This is a genomic window from Ferruginibacter sp. HRS2-29 (assembly GCF_024343615.1).
GTDB lineage: Bacteria > Bacteroidota > Bacteroidia > Chitinophagales > Chitinophagaceae > Ferruginibacter.
The window spans coordinates 86160-109324 of sequence record NZ_RJUB01000002.1; the positions used below are offsets into that span (position 1 = coordinate 86160).

General features: G+C 45.5%; 22 protein-coding genes. 17 read left to right on the forward strand and 5 right to left on the reverse strand.

Annotated elements, in window-relative coordinates:
• Positions 1–11: 11 nt before the first annotated feature.
• The 15 genes from EGI32_RS01275 (at position 12) to EGI32_RS01345 (ending at position 17510) form a co-directional block, all read left to right on the forward strand.
• On the forward strand, positions 12–1298 hold the full coding sequence (locus tag EGI32_RS01275) for a c-type cytochrome (protein ID WP_255153542.1): 1287 nt from the start codon (positions 12–14) through the stop codon (positions 1296–1298).
• 108 nt (positions 1299–1406) lie between these two features.
• A complete protein-coding gene (locus EGI32_RS01280; RefSeq protein WP_255153543.1) occupies positions 1407–4700 on the forward strand; it encodes a TAT-variant-translocated molybdopterin oxidoreductase in 3294 nt (1097 codons plus the stop codon).
• Positions 4701–4878: 178 nt separating this feature from the next.
• On the forward strand, positions 4879–6333 hold the full coding sequence (nrfD, locus tag EGI32_RS01285) for an NrfD/PsrC family molybdoenzyme membrane anchor subunit (RefSeq protein ID WP_255153544.1): 1455 nt from the start codon (positions 4879–4881) through the stop codon (positions 6331–6333).
• A 65-nt stretch (positions 6334–6398) separates the two neighbouring features.
• Entirely contained in the window at positions 6399–6989 is a 591-nt protein-coding gene (locus EGI32_RS01290; RefSeq protein ID WP_255153545.1) for a DUF3341 domain-containing protein, read from the forward strand.
• A 47-nt stretch (positions 6990–7036) separates the two neighbouring features.
• Positions 7037–7690, forward strand: coding sequence for a cytochrome c (locus tag EGI32_RS01295; RefSeq protein ID WP_255153546.1), 654 nt, complete (start codon positions 7037–7039; stop codon positions 7688–7690).
• Between the two features lie 32 nt (positions 7691–7722).
• Positions 7723–8979, forward strand: a complete 1257-nt coding sequence (locus tag EGI32_RS01300) for a quinol:cytochrome C oxidoreductase (protein ID WP_255153547.1) — start codon at positions 7723–7725, stop codon at positions 8977–8979.
• Positions 8980–9130: 151 nt separating this feature from the next.
• Complete coding sequence (locus EGI32_RS01305) at positions 9131–10195, forward strand: cytochrome c oxidase subunit II (protein ID WP_255153548.1); 1065 nt, start codon at positions 9131–9133, stop codon at positions 10193–10195.
• Positions 10196–10233: 38 nt separating this feature from the next.
• Complete coding sequence (locus EGI32_RS01310) at positions 10234–12039, forward strand: cbb3-type cytochrome c oxidase subunit I (RefSeq protein WP_255153549.1); 1806 nt, start codon at positions 10234–10236, stop codon at positions 12037–12039.
• 118 nt (positions 12040–12157) lie between these two features.
• Positions 12158–13120 carry a heme o synthase gene (cyoE, locus tag EGI32_RS01315; protein WP_255153550.1) on the forward strand — a complete coding sequence of 321 codons (963 nt, stop codon included), beginning with the start codon at positions 12158–12160 and terminating at the stop codon, positions 13118–13120.
• Between the two features lie 88 nt (positions 13121–13208).
• Positions 13209–13778 (forward strand): heme-copper oxidase subunit III, encoded by a 570-nt coding sequence (locus EGI32_RS01320; protein WP_255153551.1) that lies wholly within the window; start codon positions 13209–13211, stop codon positions 13776–13778.
• 195 nt (positions 13779–13973) lie between these two features.
• Complete coding sequence (locus EGI32_RS01325; RefSeq protein ID WP_255153552.1) at positions 13974–14852, forward strand: cytochrome c oxidase subunit 3; 879 nt, start codon at positions 13974–13976, stop codon at positions 14850–14852.
• A 37-nt stretch (positions 14853–14889) separates the two neighbouring features.
• Positions 14890–15333, forward strand: coding sequence for a cytochrome C oxidase subunit IV family protein (locus EGI32_RS01330; protein ID WP_255153553.1), 444 nt, complete (start codon positions 14890–14892; stop codon positions 15331–15333).
• Between the two features lie 328 nt (positions 15334–15661).
• Positions 15662–16447 (forward strand): SCO family protein, encoded by a 786-nt coding sequence (locus EGI32_RS01335; RefSeq protein WP_255153554.1) that lies wholly within the window; start codon positions 15662–15664, stop codon positions 16445–16447.
• A gap of 1 nt (position 16448) precedes the next feature.
• Positions 16449–17030 (forward strand): DUF420 domain-containing protein, encoded by a 582-nt coding sequence (locus tag EGI32_RS01340; RefSeq protein ID WP_255153555.1) that lies wholly within the window; start codon positions 16449–16451, stop codon positions 17028–17030.
• Positions 17031–17039: 9 nt separating this feature from the next.
• Entirely contained in the window at positions 17040–17510 is a 471-nt protein-coding gene (locus tag EGI32_RS01345) for a hypothetical protein (RefSeq protein ID WP_255153556.1), read from the forward strand.
• Here the strand turns inward: EGI32_RS01345 and EGI32_RS01350 are convergent, their stop codons facing one another.
• From EGI32_RS01350 to EGI32_RS01370, 5 genes are all read right to left on the reverse strand, one after another.
• Positions 17511–18230, reverse strand: coding sequence for a hypothetical protein (locus EGI32_RS01350; protein WP_255153557.1), 720 nt, complete (start codon positions 18228–18230; stop codon positions 17511–17513).
• 16 nt (positions 18231–18246) lie between these two features.
• Positions 18247–18636 (reverse strand): MGMT family protein, encoded by a 390-nt coding sequence (locus EGI32_RS01355; RefSeq protein ID WP_255153558.1) that lies wholly within the window; start codon positions 18634–18636, stop codon positions 18247–18249.
• Positions 18608–18814 carry a DUF5522 domain-containing protein gene (locus EGI32_RS01360; RefSeq protein WP_255153559.1) on the reverse strand — a complete coding sequence of 69 codons (207 nt, stop codon included), beginning with the start codon at positions 18812–18814 and terminating at the stop codon, positions 18608–18610. Before EGI32_RS01360 ends, EGI32_RS01355 begins: the two co-directional genes overlap by 29 nt.
• A complete protein-coding gene (trmB, locus tag EGI32_RS01365) occupies positions 18811–19521 on the reverse strand; it encodes a tRNA (guanosine(46)-N7)-methyltransferase TrmB (RefSeq protein WP_255153560.1) in 711 nt (236 codons plus the stop codon). The genes EGI32_RS01360 and trmB overlap by 4 nt, the downstream gene beginning before the upstream one ends.
• Positions 19522–19637: 116 nt before the next feature.
• Positions 19638–20930 carry a sorbosone dehydrogenase family protein gene (locus EGI32_RS01370; RefSeq protein WP_255153561.1) on the reverse strand — a complete coding sequence of 431 codons (1293 nt, stop codon included), beginning with the start codon at positions 20928–20930 and terminating at the stop codon, positions 19638–19640.
• Between the two features lie 429 nt (positions 20931–21359).
• Between EGI32_RS01370 and aqpZ the strand changes: the two genes are divergently transcribed.
• Positions 21360–22133 (forward strand): aquaporin Z, encoded by a 774-nt coding sequence (aqpZ, locus tag EGI32_RS01375; protein WP_255153562.1) that lies wholly within the window; start codon positions 21360–21362, stop codon positions 22131–22133.
• A 503-nt stretch (positions 22134–22636) separates the two neighbouring features.
• Positions 22637–23110 carry an Lrp/AsnC ligand binding domain-containing protein gene (locus EGI32_RS01380; protein ID WP_255153563.1) on the forward strand — a complete coding sequence of 158 codons (474 nt, stop codon included), beginning with the start codon at positions 22637–22639 and terminating at the stop codon, positions 23108–23110.
• The last annotated feature ends 55 nt before the right edge of the window (positions 23111–23165 follow it).

The window sequence follows — 23165 nt, forward strand, 5'->3', positions numbered from 1 at the left end:
CCCGAAACTGTATGAGTCGCTATAGAAAAATCATTAACAAGCTTTTTGCAAGTTTACTCTTTGTTGTTCTTCTTTCTGCCAATAACAATGTGTTTGCGCAAGATGGTGAAGCATTGTTTAAAGCCAATTGTGCCAACTGTCATAAGCCGGATGTAGACTTTACCGGCCCGGCGCTGAAAGGCTGGAAGGAAAGAGAACCTGAAGAAGGCTGGGTATACAAGTGGATCGCCAGCCCTGCCGGTATGATCGGTAGCGGCGATGCATACGCGGTAAAGCTTGCGGCAAAGTGGAAGCCTACGGTGATGACCGGTTTTTCGCAATTGAAAAAAGCGGAGATCGATGCCATCCTGAAATATGTGGATGATTATACCCCACCAGCACCGGCAGCAGGTGGAGCAGTAGCAGGTAGTACAGAAGGCGGTTCAGACAATTCATTACTCTTCGGTATCCTTACCCTGGTATTGGCAGTGGTAGGTATTATATTATTGCAGGTAAACAGTAACCTCCGTAAACTTTCCGACGAAAAAGAAGGCATTCATCGTGGCGAACCGGTTCCTTTCTACAGAAACAAGACTTACCTGATGATCGGCGTATTGTTCTTTGCGGTACTTACCGGTTACTTCCTTACAAATGCAGCGATCGGCCTGGGCCGTATGAAGAATTACCAGCCGGTACAACCGATCTATTATTCGCATAAAGTTCATGCCGGTGTAAACCAGATCAGTTGTCTTTACTGCCATGGTGGTGCACAGGACAGCAAGCAGGCGAGCATTCCTTCGGTGAATGTGTGTATGAACTGTCACATGGCGATCAAAGAATACAAAGGCGACCCGATCGTACGTGAAGATGGTTCTTCCGTGAACGGAACTGCCGAGATCCAGAAACTGTATTCTTATGCAGGCTGGAACCCTACCACGAAATCTTACAATCCCGATAATAATCACGATGGCATTCCTGATGGTGCCCGCCCGATCGAATGGGTGAAGATCCACAATCTTCCGGATCACGTGTATTTCAACCACAGCCAGCATATCAAAGTGGGCCAGCAGCAATGCCAGACCTGCCATGGAAATATCCAGGATATGGGCGAAGTGTACCAGTTTGCTGAACTGAGCATGGGCTGGTGTATCAATTGCCACAGGGAAACCAAGGTTAACTTCTTCAACGAAGCTGACAGCAGTGGCAACAAGTTTTACAGCATTTACGAGAAATTCCACAAGGATATCAAGAATCACAAAATGGATAGCGTGACTGTAGAGCATATTGGTGGTACAGAGTGTCAGAAATGTCACTACTAAGCATACGCATACTTTCTATACAATAGGATAGTTCATTTAGAGAAATAAGTAACAATTTATAATTAGCACATTTGCACATCTGCACATTTGCATATTTGAAAATAAATTATGAGTAACAAAAAGTACTGGCAAAATTTCGGAGACCTTACAGATTCTGAACGTTTTCAGCAGGCGAAAGAGAAAGAATTTCAGGAAGAGCTGCTGCCATTGGAAGAATTGGACGGGAAGGGATTACTGGATGCGAAAACGCCGAGAAGAGACTTTCTTAAATATTTAGGCTTCAGCACTGCTGCGGCTGCGATCGCGGCCAGCTGCGAAATGCCGGTACGTAAAGCGGTACCTTACCTCAACAGGCCGGATAGCATTATCCCGGGGGTATCGGATTTTTACGCCAGCACTTATGTAAATGGTGGCGACGCGATCAGCGTATTGGTAAAACAACGCGATGGCCGTCCGATCAAGATCGAAGGGAACGAACTTTCTTCCGTTACCAAAGGCGGTACCAACGCTCAGGCACAGGCTTCCGTACTTGATCTTTACGACCCGATCCGTTTGCGTAACCCATTACAGAAAAACGGCGAAGGATTCAAAGAAGTAACCAGCTTCGACGCATTTGATAACATGGTCGCTTCGGCGATCGGCGCTATCGGAAGCAAACCATTGGTACTCCTTACCTCTACCATTCATTCACCCTCTACTTTACAGATCATCGGCGAATTCCTGGCGAAATACCCGGGCAGCCGCCACGTACAATACGATGCAGTAAGCCATAGCGGTATGTTGCTGGCAAATGAAGCATCTTATGGTAAAAGGGCTATCCCTTCTTACCAGTTCGATAAAGCAAAAGTGATCGTGAGCCTGGGCGCCGATTTCCTCGGAACATGGCTGAACAGCACTGAATACAGCAAACATTATGCAGACAACAGGAAAGTGAAAGGCCAGGCAAACCCTGAACTCAGCCGTCACATCCACTTCGAAAGCATGATGAGCCTTACCGGCAGCAACGCCGATGACAGGTACATGCACAAACCATCCGAAACCGGCGCGATCGCATTGAACCTCGCAGCCAAACTGGGGGTAGCGGTATCCGCTCCGGCCATCGATGCTAAATTGAAAGCCGGCATCGACAAAACTGCCGCCCTTCTTGCAGCAAGCAAAGGAAGTGCGCTGGTGGTTTCCGGCAGCAACGACGCGAATGTTCAGATCGTGGTAAACGCGATCAATGAAGCGATCGGCGCAAATGGTACTACTATCAACTGGGGGTCTACTACCAACATCCGCAAAGGTGTTGATACCGATATGGTGCAACTGGCCAACGACCTGAAAGCAGGCGCTATAGGCGGTTTGTTCGTTTACGACAGCAACCCTGTATATACTTATGCGCAAGGAAAACAACTGGCGGCAGATATCGCCAAACTTCCTTTGAGCGTTTCTTTCAACGGCTCCCTGGATGAAACGGCCGAACAATGTAAGTTCATCCTCCCAGCCCCACACTGGCTGGAAAGCTGGGGTGACGCGGAACCAAAATCAGGATACATCAGCCTTATACAGCCGATCATCAACCCACTGTTCAAAACAAGGCCTTTCCAGACTTCATTGCTGAAATGGAGCGGAAATACCAAATCTCCGGCAACGACTGTTCCGGCAGCAACAGCGGCAAAGGATACTACGAGGCCTTCAGCGGTGGCAGTTACACCTGTGCCCACTTCTGACAGTAATGGAGAATACGAAACTTATTACAAAAATTACTGGATGTCTAAACTGGGTACAGTTGATACCTGGGATAAAGCATTGCAGGATGGTGTGATAGAACCAGCTACTCCTGTAATAGCAGCAGGCACTTACAACGCTGGTAAACTGGCAGAAGCTGCTGCAAAGATCGCGGCTGTCAAAGGCGGCGCTACTGAAATAGTGCTTTACCAGAAGATCTCCATCGGAAATGGTTCACAGGCCAACAATCCATGGTTGCAGGAAGTTCCGGATCCGATCTCTAAAGTGACCTGGGACAATTACGCGATGATGAACCCTGAACTGGCACACAAAATTTTTGGAATCGATGTAATAAAAAATCAGCGCGAGGCAGATAGTTACGAAGTAACACCGGAAAAACCGGTAGTGAAAATAACCGTGGGTGGAAATGTGCTGGAATTGCCGGCATTGATCATCCCTGGTATACATTCCTCCACTATCGCGATAGCAGTAGGTTACGGCCGCCGCAGTGCCGCAGATAAGGATGGAGAAAACAAAGTAAGCCTCGAACGTATCGGCCGTGCCGCTACAGGTGCCGGTAAAAATGCTTACCCCCTGGTAACATTTGATGGTGTGAGCTTTGTATACTCAGCTTCAGCTTCTTTCGAAAAGACCAGTAATACTTATGCGCTTGCACAAACACAGGTGCATGGTTATACAGAAAAAAGGCCGGTGATCTACGAAACCAACCTGAAGAGCTTCGTGGAAAACCCGAAAGCATTGCTGGCGGAAGCCGCATTGGAAAGGGCAAACACCACTCCATACGGTAAAACAGATTTCGCAAAAGATGCTACCATGTACCCCGACCACGTAAAACCTGGTATCAAATGGGGAATGAGCATCGATCTCAATACCTGTACCGGTTGCAGCGCCTGCGTTGTAGCATGTACGGCAGAAAACAACGTAAGCGTTGTGGGTAAAACCCAGGTACAACGTGCACATGAAATGCATTGGCTGAGGATCGACCGTTACTTTACCGGCGACCAGGAAAACCCGGATGTGGTATTCCAGCCGATGTTGTGCCAGCATTGCGATAATGCGCCTTGCGAAAACGTTTGCCCGGTAGCCGCTACCAACCACAGCAGCGAAGGGTTGAACCAGATGACTTATAACCGTTGTATCGGTACAAGATATTGCGCTAATAACTGTCCTTATAAAGTACGTCGTTTCAACTGGCTTGATTTCAACGGATCAGACAGTTTTGCTGACAACCAGAAACCACTGATCGGTGTAGATACAGATGAAGTGATCCTTCAGATGAATGACGACCTGACCAGGATGGTGCTGAACCCGGATGTTACCGTACGTAGCCGTGGTGTGATTGAAAAATGTTCTTTCTGCGTACAACGTCTTCAGGAAAGCAAACTGGAAGCGAAGAAACACCAGGACCCGACCATGGTCCGCAATGTAAAAGTTGCCTGCGCCCAGGCTTGTCCAAGCGATTGTATCACTTTTGGTAACGTAAACGATACAGAAAGCGATGTGTACAAAGCAAGGCAGGATCAAAACAGGAACTTCTACGTACTGGAACAACTGCACGTATTGCCAAACGTTAGCTACCTGGCTAAAGTGAGGAATACAGACAGGCACATCGGTCTGGAAGAAGAGGAAGAAACAACAACAGAAAAAGTAGCTGAACCGGCTCATCATTAAGAACGAAGAAATAATTCTTTGTGTCAAAATGCCAACAGCACTTTGACAATTGACACAAAAAATTTTCAAAGTTTAGGTTGAAATTGGAAAAAATAGAAGCTTAGTTTAAATAAAATTAATTACTGTTTATTGATTGCCAATAGGTTATCAAGTCAGGCCAAAAAGCTTAATAAAAGATATGTCATTACTGAAATACGAATCGCAACAAAGGGAACCGCTGGTAGATGGCGACAAGAACTATCACCAGGTAACGGAAGATATCATTGGCCCGATAGAGCTGAAGCCCACCAGGCTTTGGTATATCGGCTTCTGGATTAGTGTGGCACTCCTTTTATTCGGGGTGTACTCGATCTATCGTGAGGTAACCTACGGTATCGGTCAGTGGAACCTTAATAAAACCATTGGCTGGGGTTGGGATATCACCAACTTCGTATGGTGGGTAGGTATCGGGCATGCGGGTACGCTGATCTCTGCGATCCTGTTGCTCTTCCGCCAGGGCTGGAGAACCGGTGTGAACCGTGCGGCTGAAGCGATGACGATCTTTGCGGTAATGTGCGCAGGTCAGTTCCCGATCTGGCATATGGGCCGTGTGTGGATGGCGTTCTTCGTATTACCTTATGCAAATACCCGCGGCCCGCTTTGGGTAAACTTCAACTCTCCGTTGCTGTGGGACGTATTTGCGATCTCAACTTATTTCACCGTATCATTATTGTTCTGGTATTCTGGTCTGCTTCCGGATTTTGCAACCGTAAGGGACAGGGCCAAAACAAAACTGCGTAAATTATTATATGGTATCGCAGCCTTCGGCTGGACTGGTAGTACCAAACACTGGCAACGTCACGAGTCTTTGTCACTGGTACTGGCAGGTTTGAGTACACCACTCGTACTTTCTGTACACACCATCGTATCTTTTGACTTTGCTACTTCCGTAATTCCCGGCTGGCATACTACCATCTTCCCTCCGTACTTCGTAGCGGGTGCGATCTTCTCTGGTTTCGCCATGGTGCAAACCCTGCTGATCGTGGTAAGAAAAGTGATGAACCTGCAGGATTATATTACCATGGGGCATATCGAAGCGATGAACAAAGTGATCGTATTGACGGGTTCCATAGTAGGTTGTGCCTACCTTACCGAGCTTTTCATCGGTGCATATTACAGCCAGAACCTGTATGAAATGTATGTGTTCCAGGAAAACAGGGCCAACATTTTCAGTCCTTATGGTTGGAGCTACTGGCTGATGATGTTCTGTAACGTGGTTTCTCCGCAGTTGTTCTGGAGCAGGAAGTTGAGAAGGAATATCGCGGTTACCTTCTTCATGAGTATCATCGTAAACATCGGTATGTGGTACGAGCGTTTCGTGATCATCGTTACTTCCGTGTACCGTGATTTCTTACCATCGAGCTGGAGTACCTATTATAGCCCAAGTATCTATGAGATCGGTTTTTACCTCGGTACATTCGGGTTGTTCTTCACCTGCTTCTTCCTGTTCGCTAAATATTTCCCTGTGATTGCATTGGCAGAGATCAAGTCGATCCTGAAAACGAGCGGTGAAAATTATAAAGCGAAAATGACAGATATCGAAAGGGCGGATGCAGAGAAGTTTTATATAGAAGAGGTAGAACACGCACATTAATAGTTCAAAAAGTTAGAACAGTTCAAAAGTTCAAAAAGGTTTAAAAAAAGCAAAAGCTAAATACTATGGCTGGAGGAATAAAAAAATTTGTAGTTGGTTCATTCGATGACGAAGCGGTATTGTTTCCCGCGGTGAAGAATGTTCGCAAAGCAGGATACAAGATCCATGATGTGTACACACCATTTCCTGTGCATGGCCTGGATCACGCAATGGGTATCCGCGAAACGAGCCTGCATACCGCAGGGTTCATTTACGCCATCACCGGTACTACCACAGCGCTTACATTTATCAGCTGGGTATTTACCAAAGACTGGCCGTTGAACATCGGTGGTAAACCGCATTTCGCATTGCCGGCCTGGATCCCGATCACGTTCGAGCTGACTGTATTGTTTTCTGCCGTGGGCATGGTGCTTACTTTTTGCTACCTGTGTAACCTGGCCCCGTTTGTAAAAAAACATCATTTTCACCCAAGGGCAACTGATGACCTTTTTGTAATGGCCATTGAGTGCAGCGATAAAACAGACGACAATGAAGTACAAAATTTCCTTCAGAATGCCGGCGCAAAAGAGATCAATGTGCAGGTAGCTGAAACCGGCTGGTGGATCGGTCGTTACGACAAAGAACAAAAGCTGTACAGGGACGAACCAGGATATTAATTTGAATTATTAACCCGCCTGTAAAACGCAGGCTGATAAATTGATAAATGAAACGATTTACTTATATAACAGCCATATTGGTAGCAGCAGTTGCAGTAAGCGTGGCGAGTTGCGACAGCAAACGTAAGCCAGGTAAGATCTACATGCCGGATATGACCTATAGCCGTGCGTATGAATCTTATGCAGAACACGATACAGCTAAATTTACCATGGACATCAACGACAAAGGTGGCGATAAGATATTTTACAACAGCATGCCTCCATCAGGTACGCTGAAAAGGGGCGAACTGTATCCTTACCCGCTGGCGCACGATACCAACAGCTACAAGATCAGCGGAACAGTGAAGAACCCGATCGATTCTTTGACAAAAGATCAGCTGGCGGAAGCAGGGAGGTTGTTCAACATCAACTGTGCGATCTGCCATGGTGAAAAAGGCGGCGGTAACGGCCCGCTGAGCTCAAAGATCGGTGCGATCGCAAACCTTACTTTGCCAAACTACGTGGCGATGGCAGACGGAACGATGTTTTATTCCATTACTTATGGCAAAAACGACATGGGTAGCTATGCATCACAGCTTACAAGGGCACAGCGCTGGTCGATCATTAAATATGTAAGAACATTACAACCTAAAGCAGAAGCAGCTACTGCAGCAACAGCAGCACCGGCAAAAACAGACAGCACGGCAAAAACAGCAAAATAATTCAGAAGCATTAACACAAAATATTTTTTTAGATGAACAACCATCAATTTGTATTACCGGGAAGTTATAAAAAGTGGACCCTGATCCTTCTTATCGTGGGGCTGCTGACGATTGTGTACGGCTTTTTTGCATTCGATGCTACTGCTCATGGCGGCCATGGTCAAAATGTGGCGGCTACCCGTTTCTGGGCTGTGCTTTTACAGAATAGTGTGTATTGGCTCTTGCTGGTAAATGCTTCTATGTTCTTTATATGTGTTACTACCATGGCAATGGGCGGATGGCAGGTTGCCCTGCGCCGTGTTCCTGAGGCTATCTCCAGCGTGGTACCTATACTCGGATTGATTACTTTCATCATATTGCTTTGCATCGTTTTAGGCCACCGTACAGATATCTATCACTGGCTGGATGCAGAAGCGGTTGCACACGATAAAATACTGAAAGCAAAAAGCGCTTTCCTCAGTCCTGGTTTTTACATCACCTGGTCTGCAATTTCAATCGTCCTCTGGTCATTGCTTGGTCGCAAAATGCGCAAGCTGAGCCTTGATACGGATAAGAACGGCACCATGGATTACGAAACAGGAAAAGCATGGATTTGGAAAAATACGGTTTGGGCTTCTTTATACACGGTATTCTTCGGACTTACCGTAGCTTCTACCATTCCATGGATCTGGCTGATGAGCATCGATCCGCATTGGTACAGTACCATGTACAGCTGGTATGTTTTTGCAAGCACATTCGTGGCGAGCATGTCGCTGATAGCCATCTATATTATTTACTTAAGGAGCAAAGGACAGCTGGAATATGTTACCGACGAGCATCTGCACGATATCGGTAAGTTCATGTTCGCGTTCTCCGTATTCTGGACATACTTATGGTTTTCTCAATATATGCTGATCTGGTACAGTAACCAGCCGGAAGAAACAAGGTATTTCGTTGACCGTATCGGTACTGCTGAAAAAAGCGGTCCTTTCCACGGGATCTTCTTCCTGAACCTGGCGCTGAACTTCCTGGGCCCGTTATTGATACTGATGAAAAAAGCGACCAAGAAAAGCTGGACGGTAGTAACGCTTACTGCAGTGATGATCATCTTCGGTCACTGGATCGATGTATTCCAGATGGTGATGCCGGGCACTTTACACGAACATGCTGAACTGGGCTTCTTCGAATTCGGTTCTGCAGCATTCTTCATCGGGGTGATCATGTGGGGAGTAGGACGTTATATCACGAAAAATTCACTGGTGCCGAAAAATCATCCTTTCATGAAAGAAAGTATGATACACCATACATAGTCAATTAAGAATTAAGAATGTAGGTTCGCGCCTGTGGAGCGAACTGAAAAACAAAATACAAAAGTTGTAGGTCGTGCCTGTGGCGCAGACAAAAAAAATTAAAAAGGTCTTGAAAATGTAAAGGCATTGAAAGACGCTAAAATTTTATCAAATGAAGGATTTTTTTGTGGTAGTCATCGCTGTAATGATTTTCATTATCATATTCCAGATTGCGAAAGCAAGCGAGTATGTAAGTGTGCTGAAAGGTGAGGAGAAATCACGCAAGCAGAATAACAAGATCAATGGGTTCATGCTGATCACATTCCTGGTGCTCGGTCTTATCGGCGCCTGGTATTGTAATCACCTGTACTATGGCAAGACTTTGTTTCCACAGGGTTCTGCTTCCGTTGAAGGCGAAGAGATCGACACAATGCTGTATGTAACTATCACCATCACCGGTATCATCTTCGTGATCACACAGGTGCTGTTGTTCTGGTTTGCATTCAAATACCAGGAAAAAGATAACAGGAAAGCATTTTATTTCCCGCACAATACAAAACTTGAATTGATTTGGACCACCATTCCAGCTATCGTGCTGACAGTATTAGTGGTTTTCGGTTTGAAACATTGGTTCCTCATCACCGGCGATGCTCCAAAAGACGCGGTAGTGGTAGAGATCACTGGTCACCAGTTCAGCTGGGATATGCGTTACCCGGGTAAAGACAGTGTATTGGGCAAAATTGATTACAGAAAATACAATCAGCCTTCTGGAAACTCTCTTGCAGTAGATTTCGAAGACCCGGCAAGCTGGGATGATATCCACGTAGCGGCAAATATGTACCTGCCTGTAGGAAGGCCTGCAAAATTTGTCATCCATGCACAGGACGTTATCCATGATGTGGGTCTTCCGCATTTCCGTTTGAAAATGGATGCGGTGCCGGGTATCCCGACCACACTTTGGTTTACACCAAAATACACCACCGAAGAAATGAAGGTTAGAACAGGCAACCCGAATTTCGTTTACGAGATCAGTTGCGATCAGATGTGCGGACAAGGGCATTATTCCATGAGAGGTACTATCACTGTAGTTTCGGAAGCGGAGTACAAAAAATGGTTGTCTGAACAAAAACCTGAATACTTTACTTTGTTCAAAGACAAAGATCCGGATGCCAACAAAGCAACCAGCGACACAACAAAGACAACAACAGTAGCTGCTAATATGTCTGCAGCACACTAATAATATTAAGAACACCCGGTTTAGAAAAATTAAAGATTATGAGTAGCGTAGCTTCAACACACGATGTAGTATCACACGGCCATTCCGATGCACATCACGAACATCACCACCATGAAACATTTATTTCCAAATATGTGTTTAGCATGGACCATAAGATGATTGCCAAGCAATTCCTTATTACGGGGATCATCTGGGCTATCATTGGCGGTTTCTTTTCGGTGATATTCCGTTTACAACTGGGTTATCCTGAAAGCACTTTCCCATGGCTGGAAGATATACTTGGTCATTGGGCAAAAGGTGGTAAGCTGCATCCCGAGTTTTATTACGCATTGGTAACCATGCACGGAACCGTACTAGTGTTCTTCGTATTGACAGCCGGCCTTAGCGGTACGTTTGCCAACTTCCTCATTCCATTACAGATCGGGGCAAGGGATATGGCTTCGCCGATGCTAAACATGCTGAGCTACTGGTTTTTCTTCCTGGCTTCTATCATCATGGTTTCTTCTTTGTTTGTACAAACAGGGCCTGCAAGCGGCGGCTGGACGATCTATCCTCCGTTGAGCGCCTTGGGCGACGCGAGCCTTGGTAGCAAAATAGGTATGGATCTCTGGCTGGTAGCAATGGCGATGTTCATCGTATCGTCTCTGCTCGGTGGTTTGAACTATATCACCACAATTTTGAACATGCGTACCAAAGGTATGAGCATGACCCGTATGCCTCTCACAATATGGGCGTTGTTCTTCACCGCTGTATTGGGCGTACTTTCTTTCCCTGTATTGTTGTCTGGCGCCATCCTGTTGCTGTTCGACAGGAACCTCGGAACCAGCTTCTTCCTGAGCGATATCATCGTGGCAGGTAAAATATTACCAAACGAAGGCGGTAGTGCCATCCTGTTCCAGCACTTATTCTGGTTCCTTGGTCACCCCGAAGTATATATCATTCTCCTACCTGCCATGGGTATGGCATCAGAGATCCTGTCTGTCAACAGCCGCAAACCGATCTTTGGTTACATGGCGATGGTGGGTTCGATGTTTGCCATCACAATCCTGGCATTCCTCGTATGGGCGCATCATATGTTCGTAACCGGCCTCAATCCGTTCCTCGGTTCGGTGTTCGTGTTGCTGACATTACTGATCGCGGTACCATCGGCTATCAAGGTGTTCAACTGGCTGACTACCCTCTGGAAAGGTAATATCCGTTTTACACCGGGGATGCTTTTCGCGATTGGTTTCGTGAGCCTGTTCATCAGCGGGGGTCTTACCGGGATATTCCTGGGTAACTCTGCACTGGATATTCACCTGCACGATACCTATTTCGTAATTGCGCATTTCCATATCGTAATGGGTGTGGCATCTTTCTTCGGAATGTTTGCCGGTATCTATCACTGGTATCCGAAAATGTTCGGAACATATTTAAATAATACACTGGCATATATCCATTTCTGGGTAACCATCATCGGTGCTTACCTGATCTTCTGGCCAATGCACTACGAAGGTTTGGCGGGTATGCCTCGTCGTTATTATGATTACTCAAACTGGGAATCATTCAAAATGTTTGGCGGATTGAACGAATTTATCAGCCTTGTGGCGATGATCGTATTCGCCGTGCAGTTGTTGTTTGTTTTCAACTTCTTCTATAGCATTTTCAAAGGAAGGAAAGTGACCACCAAAAATCCATGGGAAGCAAATACCCTGGAATGGACCACTCCGATCCGTCCGGGTCATGGTAACTGGCCAGGTGAAATTCCTGAAGTACACCGTTGGGCATATGATTATGCAAAAGACGGAAAGGATTTCATTCCACAGGATGTTCCGGTGGGAGATGATGAAAGCAAGCACCATTAAAAAATATGCAAATTTGCAAACGTGCAAATTATTGTGGAGGAGAGAAGAGCGGTAAATAAATAATAAAGGTTGAAATAAAATTTGCAGATCTGCAAATTTGCAAATTGGCATATTATACATGCAGGAGAACAATACGATAACCAATTCAGCGTCGTTTACGTTGGCAAGCAAAGTAAAGGATTACTTTCTGTTGATAAAATTCACGCTAAGTTTTATGGTAGTGTTCAGTACCGTAGTAAGTTACCTGCTGGCGCCGAATATAAAATTTGATTTACTACAAGTTCTTTTACTTTTTGCAGGCGGCATGCTGGTAACAGGATCCGCCAACGGCATCAACCAGATACTGGAAAAAGATACCGACGCCATGATGAAACGCACTGCCAAAAGGCCCGTCGCCAGCGGCAGGATGAGTGTTACAGAAGGGTGGGTATTTGTAGCGGTAGCAGGCCTGCTGGGAATATACATAATGTATACTTTCAGTATGGAAGCAGCGTTGGTGAGCCTGTTCAGTCTGGTTTTGTATGGGTTTATTTATACCCCGTTGAAAAAAATCAACTCCATCGCTGTGCTGGTAGGGGCAATCCCCGGCGCATTGCCTTGTCTCATCGGATGGCTGGCGAGTTTTGGAGATGGCAACGCGAATGACTGGACAGGTGGATGGATATTGTTCGGGATTCAATTCCTGTGGCAGTTCCCGCATTTCTGGGCAATAGCCTGGATAGCGCACCAGGATTATACCACAGCAGGGTTCAAATTGTTGCCGGGTGATAAAGGGCCTACGAAATTCACGGCGTTGCAGACGATCATCTACAGCGCATTGATGATACCTGTCGGGTTTTTACCTTACCTCTACAAAATGAGCGGGGTAGAAAGCATGTGGATCGTTCTGGCCTGCAACCTGTTCATGGTGTATGTGAGTATCAGGTTATTCTTAAAGATGGATATCCCATCGGCAAGAAGGGTGATGTTCAGCTCTTATTTCTACCTGATGATCGTTTTTCTTAGTTTATATGCAAACAAGAAACAACGGGAAACAAGCATGCTGGCGGAAAACAATTATGAATTAAGGATTAAAAATTAAGAATGCAGGAGCGTGCATGTGGTGCGTTCTGATTAAAATATAAAAAACATCGGTGGTCGGTCGTCCGGCATCGGTGGCAGAATGAAGAATGAATACAGTGATGATAGATAACAGGAAAAACAGGATACACCCGCATAAGTTCACCTTATGGGTAGGAATTGGAAGCATCCTGATGATGTTTGCAGGGCTTACCAGTGCCTATATCGTTAAACGAAATATGGCCAACTGGGAATCCTTTGATCTTCCTTCGGCGTTCTGGTACAGCACTGCCGTGATGGCTTTCAGCAGTGTTACCCTTTGGATGGCATTGAAAGCATTCAGGGAAAGGGCGATGGGAAAATACCGCTCGCTGATGCTGGCTACACTGATTCTTGGAATTGTATTTGTGGCTTTGCAGGTGGTAGGTTTTTCGGAATTAGTGCAGCAGGGGTTAGCCCTGGGCAGAAAAAGCTCGGTCGATTTTTTATATGTGATCGTTGGTTTGCATGGAGCGCACGTGCTGGGAGGGGTGATCGTACTTATCGTGATGTCGCTGAAAGCATTCAATACCAAAGTAAGAAGCTACAGCAGTGTACCGGTAGAATTGATCAGCACCTACTGGCATTTTGTGGGGATACTATGGATCTACCTGTTGGTATTTCTCGTAATGATCAGGTAAGTGAATGGGTGAATGCGGCAATGAGTGAATGTTGATTCTGCCTGTGGCGCAAACACAAGACGTAACAAAAATAATTAAATAGCATCGGTTGTCCGTCGTCGGTCGTCCGTCGTCAAAAAGATAGTTTAAACATAAAAGAGTCATCGCCGTTCGGTTGTCCGTCGTCGGTTGTCTTCTTAACCAGAATTAAAGATTATGTCAACAACAGCAATTCCGGCAGGAACAAAATGGTGGAACGGTGGCAGAAGCCCGTTCAACTCCAGTTATGGGAAGGTAATGATGTGGTACTTTTTGATGAGTGATGCCTTTACATTTGGTGCATTCCTGATCAGTTATGGTACCATTCGTTTCAGTGTGAACGACTGGGCCGATCCGAACCATGTGTTCAATTCATTCCCTTTTGCGGGTCACGCAAACCTGCCACTGGCATTCGTGAGTCTTATGACCTTCATCCTCATCTTCAGTTCTGTTACGATGGTACTGGCGGTACACGAAGGCCACAAGATGAACCGTAAGGCAGTAGAGAAATATATGATCATGACCATCATCGGCGGGTTGGCTTTCCTTGGCTGCCAGGCCTGGGAATGGACGCATTTGCTCACCGGCGAACACGTTACCCTGATGCATGACGGCACGTTGGCTACTTTGGCTACTACGGTAAAATCAAACCCATGGGGTGTAGCTGTACCACACGACCAGGTATTGGCTGCTTTGCAAAAAACGCCCCATGATCAGCTTATTAATATCGTGAATTCTTTGGGCCACGGCGGTGCGGCACACCATGATGCGGCAGCAATGTCACATGATCAACTTATCAGCACCATACAGGCAGCAGACCTGCATGTGAATACAGTGGGGCGTCCTGCATTCGGCAGCTACTTTTTCGGTATTACCGGCTTCCATGGTTTCCACGTATTCAGCGGGGTGATCATCAACATTGTAATGTATATCAAAACAAGATTGGGTCATTTTGATCAGCGCGGGCATTATGAAATGATAGAAAAAGCAGGTCTTTACTGGCATTTTGTGGATCTGGTTTGGGTATTCGTATTCCTTTGCTTCTATCTAATCTAACAACAACAAACATTCGATCACTTTTTGAAATTATTATATGAGCCAACATACTATATCTCCGGAAATAACATTTGCACCAGACCATAGCGGAGGAACAAAAGCCATTTGGAGAACGTTTATAATTCTTTCGGTTCTTACTGTAATCGAATTGATCATCGGGCTTGCCATTTATAATATCCATAAAGGGGAGCATCCGAATGCTACGCTTGTATTGGGTTTCAAAGGGATGGTGTGTATCCTTACCTTAGCAAAAGCTTATTACATCGTTTCGGTTTTCATGCATCTTGGCAGCGAAGTGCGCAATTTTATCATGACCATCATCGTGCCTTTGGCATTGTTCATATGGTTCATCATCGCGTTCCTCTGGGATGGCGAAAGCTGGAAAAACCTGCGTAACACCAACGGGGGCAGCAGGGAATACAAGCCGGCCACCGAACAGCAACACGTTGTTCCTGCAAAAACAGAAGGAAAGAAAGATTGATATTTCCAATAATATTTACAAGCCATCGTGAAAGCGGTGGCTTTTTGTTTGATAACCAGATCGTTCTTCATCCCGCAATGATATGGTTGCCGGCACCATCGTACAACACCTCAACCACACATCGTACCTACGGTACGAATGAACGTTTTTTGTGCCGTAAGCAAGATGTGTATTTGGCAGAGAGGCAATTTGAGAAAAGAAAAACCGGGATCTGCGTGATTTTTTTCAGAATTAATCGTTGCCGGAACCTCAATGTATACTGTAAACACCGACCTTTGCAGCGTAAAATATTTTCATTCCTCACCGGCATCAACAATAGATTTTCAAGATGAAGAAGACCGCTTTTCTCGCCCTGCTGCTGGCCATATTATTGCCGCTCTGCGGATATTATATCGTAAAATTTTATAGCAAAGACGCCGTTCACATTCCGAAACATTATTTCCCCGATAGTATCACTAAAATAGAAAAGGGCGGCAAAACTACCTACGATACCGTATGGCATAAGATAAAAAGCATTCCCTTTACCAACCAGTTAGGTCAGCAGGTTTCGCTCGATGATCTTAAGGGAAAGATCATCGTACTCGATTTCTTTTTCACCCGCTGCCCGAGCATTTGTCCCGGCCTTGCCCGCAACATGAAGAAGCTGCAGGATTCGTTCATCAAAAACGACAGCATCGTACAATTCCTTTCTGTAAGTGTTGATCCCGAAAACGACAGTGTTCCGCAGCTGCGCAAATTTGCCGACCGATACAATGCCAATCATGATACCTGGTGGTTCGTTACCGGAAACAAACAGCAGATATACGATTTTGGAAATAAAGAGATCAAAGCAAATATTTTCGATCCGGGGGTAGATACCGCTTTCATACACACCGAAAACTTTTTCCTGATAGATACCAATCGTGTGCTACGCGGTTTTTACAATGGGTTCGATACCCTCCAGCTCTCGCAACTTGCCCGCGACATCCCCACACTGATGCTCGAAAGGGATAAAAAGACGCCGTCCATTTTACGCAGTTTCATCCCGATCCTGCCACTTATTTTCATCGGTATCGGTATGGTAATCGTACTGATAGTTATTTTAAAACGCAAACCAGTAAACAAATTTTCATAACATGTTACAACCCGTTTTACAAAAGAACGACCGCAAAGCAAATATTTTTATCATCGCCGTTTCGGTGATCGTTTTCACCGCAGTTATTGCTTTATCCAAAATAAAGCTCGATGTAAACCTGCCTTTTGATGCACATCTTTTTGCACTTGCCAATGCCACGATCAATTCGTTGGTATCCATCTTTCTACTGGCTGCTCTCTGGGCCGTACGGAAGCAGAATTATGTGCTGCACAAAAAGCTGATGCTGGTAGCCATCGTACTTTCGGTGTTGTTCCTGCTATGTTATATTGCGCATCACCTGTTTACCGATCCCACTCCTTTCGGCGACCTCGATCACGATGGAAAACTGAGCGATGCCGAGGCGGCGCAGGTAGGAAGCGTAAAAACGATCTATTACATCTTGTTGTTTACACATATTCCACTGGCGGGAATCATCCTGCCTTTCATACTTTTTACTGCTTACCGTGCACTAACGGGAGAGTATACACGCCACAAAAAACTGGCGCGCTTTACCTGGCCGATATGGTTTTATGTGGCTGTTAGTGGTGTTGTGGTATATTTGATGATACAACCTTACTATTAAACCGAACTCATGGCAGAAATACAACTTTCGTCCATCAGGAAACTGAGCCTGCTGCATAAAGTGATGTTTTTTACACAGATCGCATTTGCAGGCATCTGCTTTTATCTTTCTTACAGCGATACGGTGCCGCCAGGCATTGATAAGGAAACGGAAAAAATATTACAGGTGGCCGCACTCGTTTTCAGCGCAGCGGGTTTTTTCGGCCGGACATTCCTGATGAAGAAAAAAATATTGGAAGCCCGTGCGATGAGCGGTACGGTACAACAAAAATTCAATCTCTTTAAAAGCTTTGCCATTTTGCAATGGGCCATGCTGGAAGGCCCTACACTGCTGTGTATCATCATTTTCCTGCTTAGTGGAAATTATGCCTTGCTCGTATTGGCGGCAGTGTTGCTGATCTGTTTTGGAATGCTGGCGCCAACACGTGCTAAAGTCGCGTTTCAGCTCAGCCTCAGTGATGCGGAGGCAGCGGAACTCTGATCAGGTCTTTTCCACCGCGATCTTACTTTTGCTTAAATAGGTGATGCGTACCATCACTTTATCTCCGGGTTTGGCATCCGGCAATTCTTCCGGTTTCATCTTGGCCTGTATCTTATCTGCCACCACATTGAGATAAACACCATGCGGGGAAACCTTGAACACTTCGGCTTCTACCGGCTCTTTGCTCTTCGATAATTTCACAGCGGTATTGAACTCCGGGATGTAAGCATTATTAAAAAGTGATGCAGTGATCTTTTCTTTCTTCTCTGTATTTTCCAGGGCAAAAGTTACCTGCTCGTTCAGTTCCTTTTCAGTCGGCGGCAATTGCCAGGGAGAATAAGGTACCGGAAAAAACAGGTAGCTGTCGATCTCTTTCACAAAGTATTTATCGTCCACCATTTTCAGGTAACCTATAAATTTGTTGCTGGTGCGGCTTTTGTCGATCAGTACATCCAGCGCAGTATTGTATTTGTATTCCATTTCGGTAGCGATCATACGGTCGCCACGGTCGCTCAGTTTTATTTTGAAATTCACCACATCACCTACGAGGAAATGATGTTTCTTCCGGATGAGCCCCTTCTCTTTCAGTTTCTGTTGCTGCTTTTCATCGATGCTCCCATTCACGTTCTTTTTTTTGCCGGCATTCATATACTCGATGATGGCATATTTCTTTTCGTGGTTGATGAAGGATATCTTTCCCTGCTGTATGGTTTCGCTCATAATAATTGTGTTGAATCTATAAAGCTAATTCAATTGCCGGGTCCCAGAATATTTTTTTAAAATCCTGCACCGTGTCGTCTTTTACTTTTACGCCGTCTTTTTTCAAAAGGTCTTCCATGGAAGTGCCGGTGAAATGATGTTTTCCGCTCAGCATCCCGTTGCGGTTTACCACCCGCTGGGCAGGCACTTTAGGCTTGGCGTTGCCCGCCGCATTCATCGCCCAGCCTACCATACGGGCGCTCAGCCTTGTGCCGACATAACTTGCAATGGCCCCATAAGAAGTTACCCTTCCCTTCGGGATCTTACGCACCACCTCGTACACATCATCAAAAAAGGTAAATTCTTTGACTGTTTTGGCTACCGGTAGCTTTTCTTTTTCAGGAATGGTTTTCTTTGCCTTCGCCATCACTTTTGTTATTTAATAGTTGTGAGCGTTTCGGTTCCGCCACATTGATATATTCGTACGGACAATGAAGGCATCCGTTGCCGCAGCAGAATCCTTTCTTCAGATGAAATTTTTCCGTCAGCACGATGTATCCGGCACTGTTATAGTAAAAGTCTTCTCCTTCAATCAGGTTGCTCATGATGGCTGTTCCTGGTTTTCCGTCAGTTTCAACTCTTCCTGCAGCTCATCATCCAGCATGGGAATGCTGGCGGGTAAGGCAAAATGCAGGTAATAGATCCGGCTGCTGCGTGCAATGTCAAGGCCTTCATAATGCGTGCGGATAGCCAGTTCCGGCATTGAGCTCTGATGATACACATCCTCGCAACTATCGATAAAAGTAAGTTTGTACATTTCTATCACCCGTTTGGTGAATTCGAATAAAGCCGGCGAATCTGTTTTAAGATGTATGCTGCCGCCTTGTTTCAATACTTTGTTATAAAGGCGTAAAAACCTCGGGTGGGTCAGTCTTTTTTTAGCTTTGGAAGTACGAAGTTGAGGATCGGGGAAAGTGATCCATATTTCATCCACTTCGCCTTCGGCAAAATATTCAGGCAGCATTTCAATCTGTGTGCGCAGGAAAGCGGCATTATCGAGTTTATTATCCAACGCCTTTTTTGCACCGATGTACATCCGGTTACCTTTTATATCTACACCGATCAGGTTTTTTTCGGGATGCATGGCCGCTAGACCCACGGTATATTCGCCACGGCCACAGGCCAGTTCCAGGGTAATAGGGTGCTGATTTTTAAAATGCCCCCACCATTTACCCTGCATATCTTTTGGATATTCGAGTACATTTTCAAATTCCCTTATCTGGGCGAAACGAAGTAATTTTTTTTGTGCCATAAAACACAAAGATAAAAAAGAAAAATGCCACGAATGCACGAATAAAATGCAATTAAAATTACCTGCATTTTATTCGTGCATTCGTGGCAAAAACAGAACGCGCTGCAGGCACGTTCCTACATCGCTTTTACCTGCCAGATGGTTTTCGCCGCATCATCTGTTACTAATATTGATCCGTCTGGCAATTCGGCCACACATACCGGCCTGCCAAATACTTCCTTTTTTTCTTCATCAGCGATGAAGCCGGTCAGGAAATTCTCCGGCGGGCCCGATGGTTTGCCATTGGCAAATGGTACGAACATCACTTTGTAACCGGATAACACCGAGCGGTTCCAGGAGCCATGCTGCCCGATGAACATACCGTTGCGGTATTTTTCGGGGAATGCTTTGCCGCGGTAAAATGCCAGCCCGAGAGAAGCTGTATGAGAGCCCAAAGGCACATCCGGCACGATGGCTCTTTTTACCAGGTCTTCGCCTTTGCCTTTTTGCCTCGGATCCACATGCTGGCCAAAGTAAGAATAAGGCCATCCGTAAAAGCCGCCTTCCTGCACGCTGGTAGCGTAATCGGGCACCAGGTCGTCGCCAAGTTCGTCGCGTTCGTTTACTGCAGTCCACAGGGTTTTGGTGCCGGGAGCCCAGTCCATACCAACCGGGTTACGTAAGCCGCTGGCGTAAACTTTTTCGCCGCTGCCATCCGGGTTTATTTCTAAAATATTCGCCCTGCGGACCTCGTTGTCCATTCCATACTCGGCCACATTGCTGCCCGATCCTACGGAAATATAGATCTTCGTTTTTTCAGGGTTGGAAATGATGTTCCTCGTCCAGTGATTGTTGTATCCACCGCCCGGCAGATCGAGTAATTTTTTGCCTTCGGAAATGATGGCGGTATCTTTCGGCTTGTAATCAAAACGGAGCAGTTCATCGGTGTTGGCTACGTAAAAATAATTATTCAGCACCAGCATTCCGATGGGTTGGTTCAACCCCGAGATGTAGGAGTATTTACTTTCGTAAGTGCCGTTTTTATCTTTATCCCGGAATAATGTGATGCGGTTGGCGCTGCCAAAATTTTGCGCTTTCGATTTGAAGAACGCATCCTTTTCATCCTCCTGTTTTTTCTTTTTGCGTTTGGTGCCGGCTTCTGCTACAAAAATATCACCATTGGGCGCCACGTATATCCAGCGGGGGTTTTCGAGCCCTGAAGCAAATTTGGTCACTTCAAACCCCGGGGGCGCAATTGGTTTTTGTTCACCTTTCCAGCCGATCGCTTTTACAAATACCTGCACCGATGGAGTGGCGTACGGCTCGGGCAGCGTGATGCTGTCTTTGGAAGTTTGCGCCAGCGATGCTAAAGGAAGGATGGCTGCCAGCATCAATGTGGCCATTCGGCCTTGCGAAAAGATTGTTCTCATGAAATTACTTTAGATGTTGAAGGTAAAATTTAATGGGTTTATCACAAAGGGCAGGCCATGATTTAAGGGAAGTGTAATAAAGTTCTCATGACTTTTTCTTTTTCGGGCAATACTCACAACCTCTTTTTTTGAGATCCGATTTCCCATCTTTTAAGGGTATGGGATAAATGTCTGTTGTACAGCGATCAGCAACCCCTCCCTTCTTTGTAGAAATGAAGGGCAAGGATCTGGTACGAATAGAATTGCAAAGTAAAAACGGGAAAAGGATTACGAATTTGCACCTATACGGTTGTCTGGAACTTTCGGGGCTGCTTGTGCTATTTGATTTTTAAAAACAAATAGTTATAATTACTATCATTTACACAATTTGCCGGAAACATACGTCTTATTATTAATCTAATAATTTCTTTTAACCAAAACAACCAACACATGGAAACAAAATCTTCCACAAAGTACATCGCTGAATTCATTGGTACATTTTGCCTCGTATTATTTGGCTGTGGCGCCGCCGTTATTGCCGGGGCTTCAGCAGAAGGTATAGCACCGTCGGGAATTGGCTTATTGGGTATTTCACTTGCATTCGGGTTGAGCGTAGTTGTGATGGCCTATACCATCGGGCCTATTTCCGGCTGTCATATCAACCCGGCGATATCCATCGCAATGCTTGCGGCAGGACAACTCAGCCTGAAAGATACTATTGGTTACGTGATATCGCAATGCCTGGGAGCAATAGCAGCATCCGCAGTATTGTACCTGGTCCTTTCCGGCAAGCCTGGTTTCAGTATGAATGAATATGCGCTTGGCGCCAATGGCTGGGGCGAAGAGTATCTTGGTAAATATTCAACCACATCGGCGTTTGTTGCTGAAGCAGTATTTACGTTCTTGTTTCTGATTGTAATATTTGGCACAACGGCCAGGCGCGCAAACCCGAGTCTCGCAGGTCTGGCGATAGGCTTTTCGCTGGTGTTGATACACCTTGTGCTGATACCTGTTACAGGCACTTCTGTAAACCCGGCACGTAGTCTCGGGCCGGCTATATTTTCTGGCGGACTAGCGTTGAAGCAACTGTGGCTTTTTATTGTAGCTCCTGTAGCAGGAGGACTTGTTGCCGCCATTTTCTGGAAAACAGTTATGAGTAGCGAAGATGTGATAACAAAGAAAACCGTTGATGTACATGAGGACATATCCATAAACAGATTGTAAAGTAAGTGGGGACAATAAAATAGCCGGTAAAATTTACCGGCTATTTTTATGTTTTTTTCTGAGCTATTCAACCCGGGAATGTTTCGATCAGGATTTCATAAGTGCAGCTTTATGTCTTTGTGCTTTCGTAGTTCAAAACAAAAAACCCGCTCCTCTCGGAACGGGCAATTTTAAAGCGCTGTAGGGGAAGGGTTCGAACCTCCACGAGGCAGTTAGCTAAAGTACAAAGTTCGGTGGTCGACCCCGGTCATACCAACATTGCTGTTGGTATGGCTCTATACTTCGTTTATCCTGTTGTCCTCACCCCCGAGACAAGGGGGCATGTCTGCCAAAAATTTCATCACCCCACAGTATAATGCGATCTTTATCGCTTTGGTTTGATAACACAAAAATAAGGGAAAAGGAAGTTTATTTAAAAATAATTCAACAAAAATTTTGAAAGTATAGAAATTATTCAAATATTTGTATCAAATATTGAACATTTACAAATTAAACTTGTAAAAATGGCAGCCAAATTAAATCTTGACAAACTCGATCTGCAGATCATCGAAGCCATGATGCAGAATGCAGAGATCAGCTATGCCGAACTGGGTAAAAAACTCTTTGTAAGCGGCGGTACCATTCATGTACGCATCAAAAAGCTACAGGAGTTTAACATCGTCAAAGGTACAAGATTGAATGTAGACCTCAAACAGCTGGGGTACGATATCACTGCATTTGTAGGTATCTATCTCGAAAAAAGCTCCCTGTATGATACCGTGGCGCAGGACCTGATGAAGATCCCGGAGATCATCCGCCTCAATTATATCACCGGTAATTACAGCATGTTCATCGAAATTGTCTGCAAGGATATTTCACAACTGCGCTATGTATTGCACGATGAGCTGCAAAAGATAAAAGGGATCGAGCGTACGGAAACGTTTATTTCGCTGGAAGAAGGGTTTAGCAGGAATGTGCCGGTAGCACCTGTAGAATAGTCAATGGTGAATAGTGAATGGTCAAACCTTCGAAGTGTACAAGTTATATACGTGA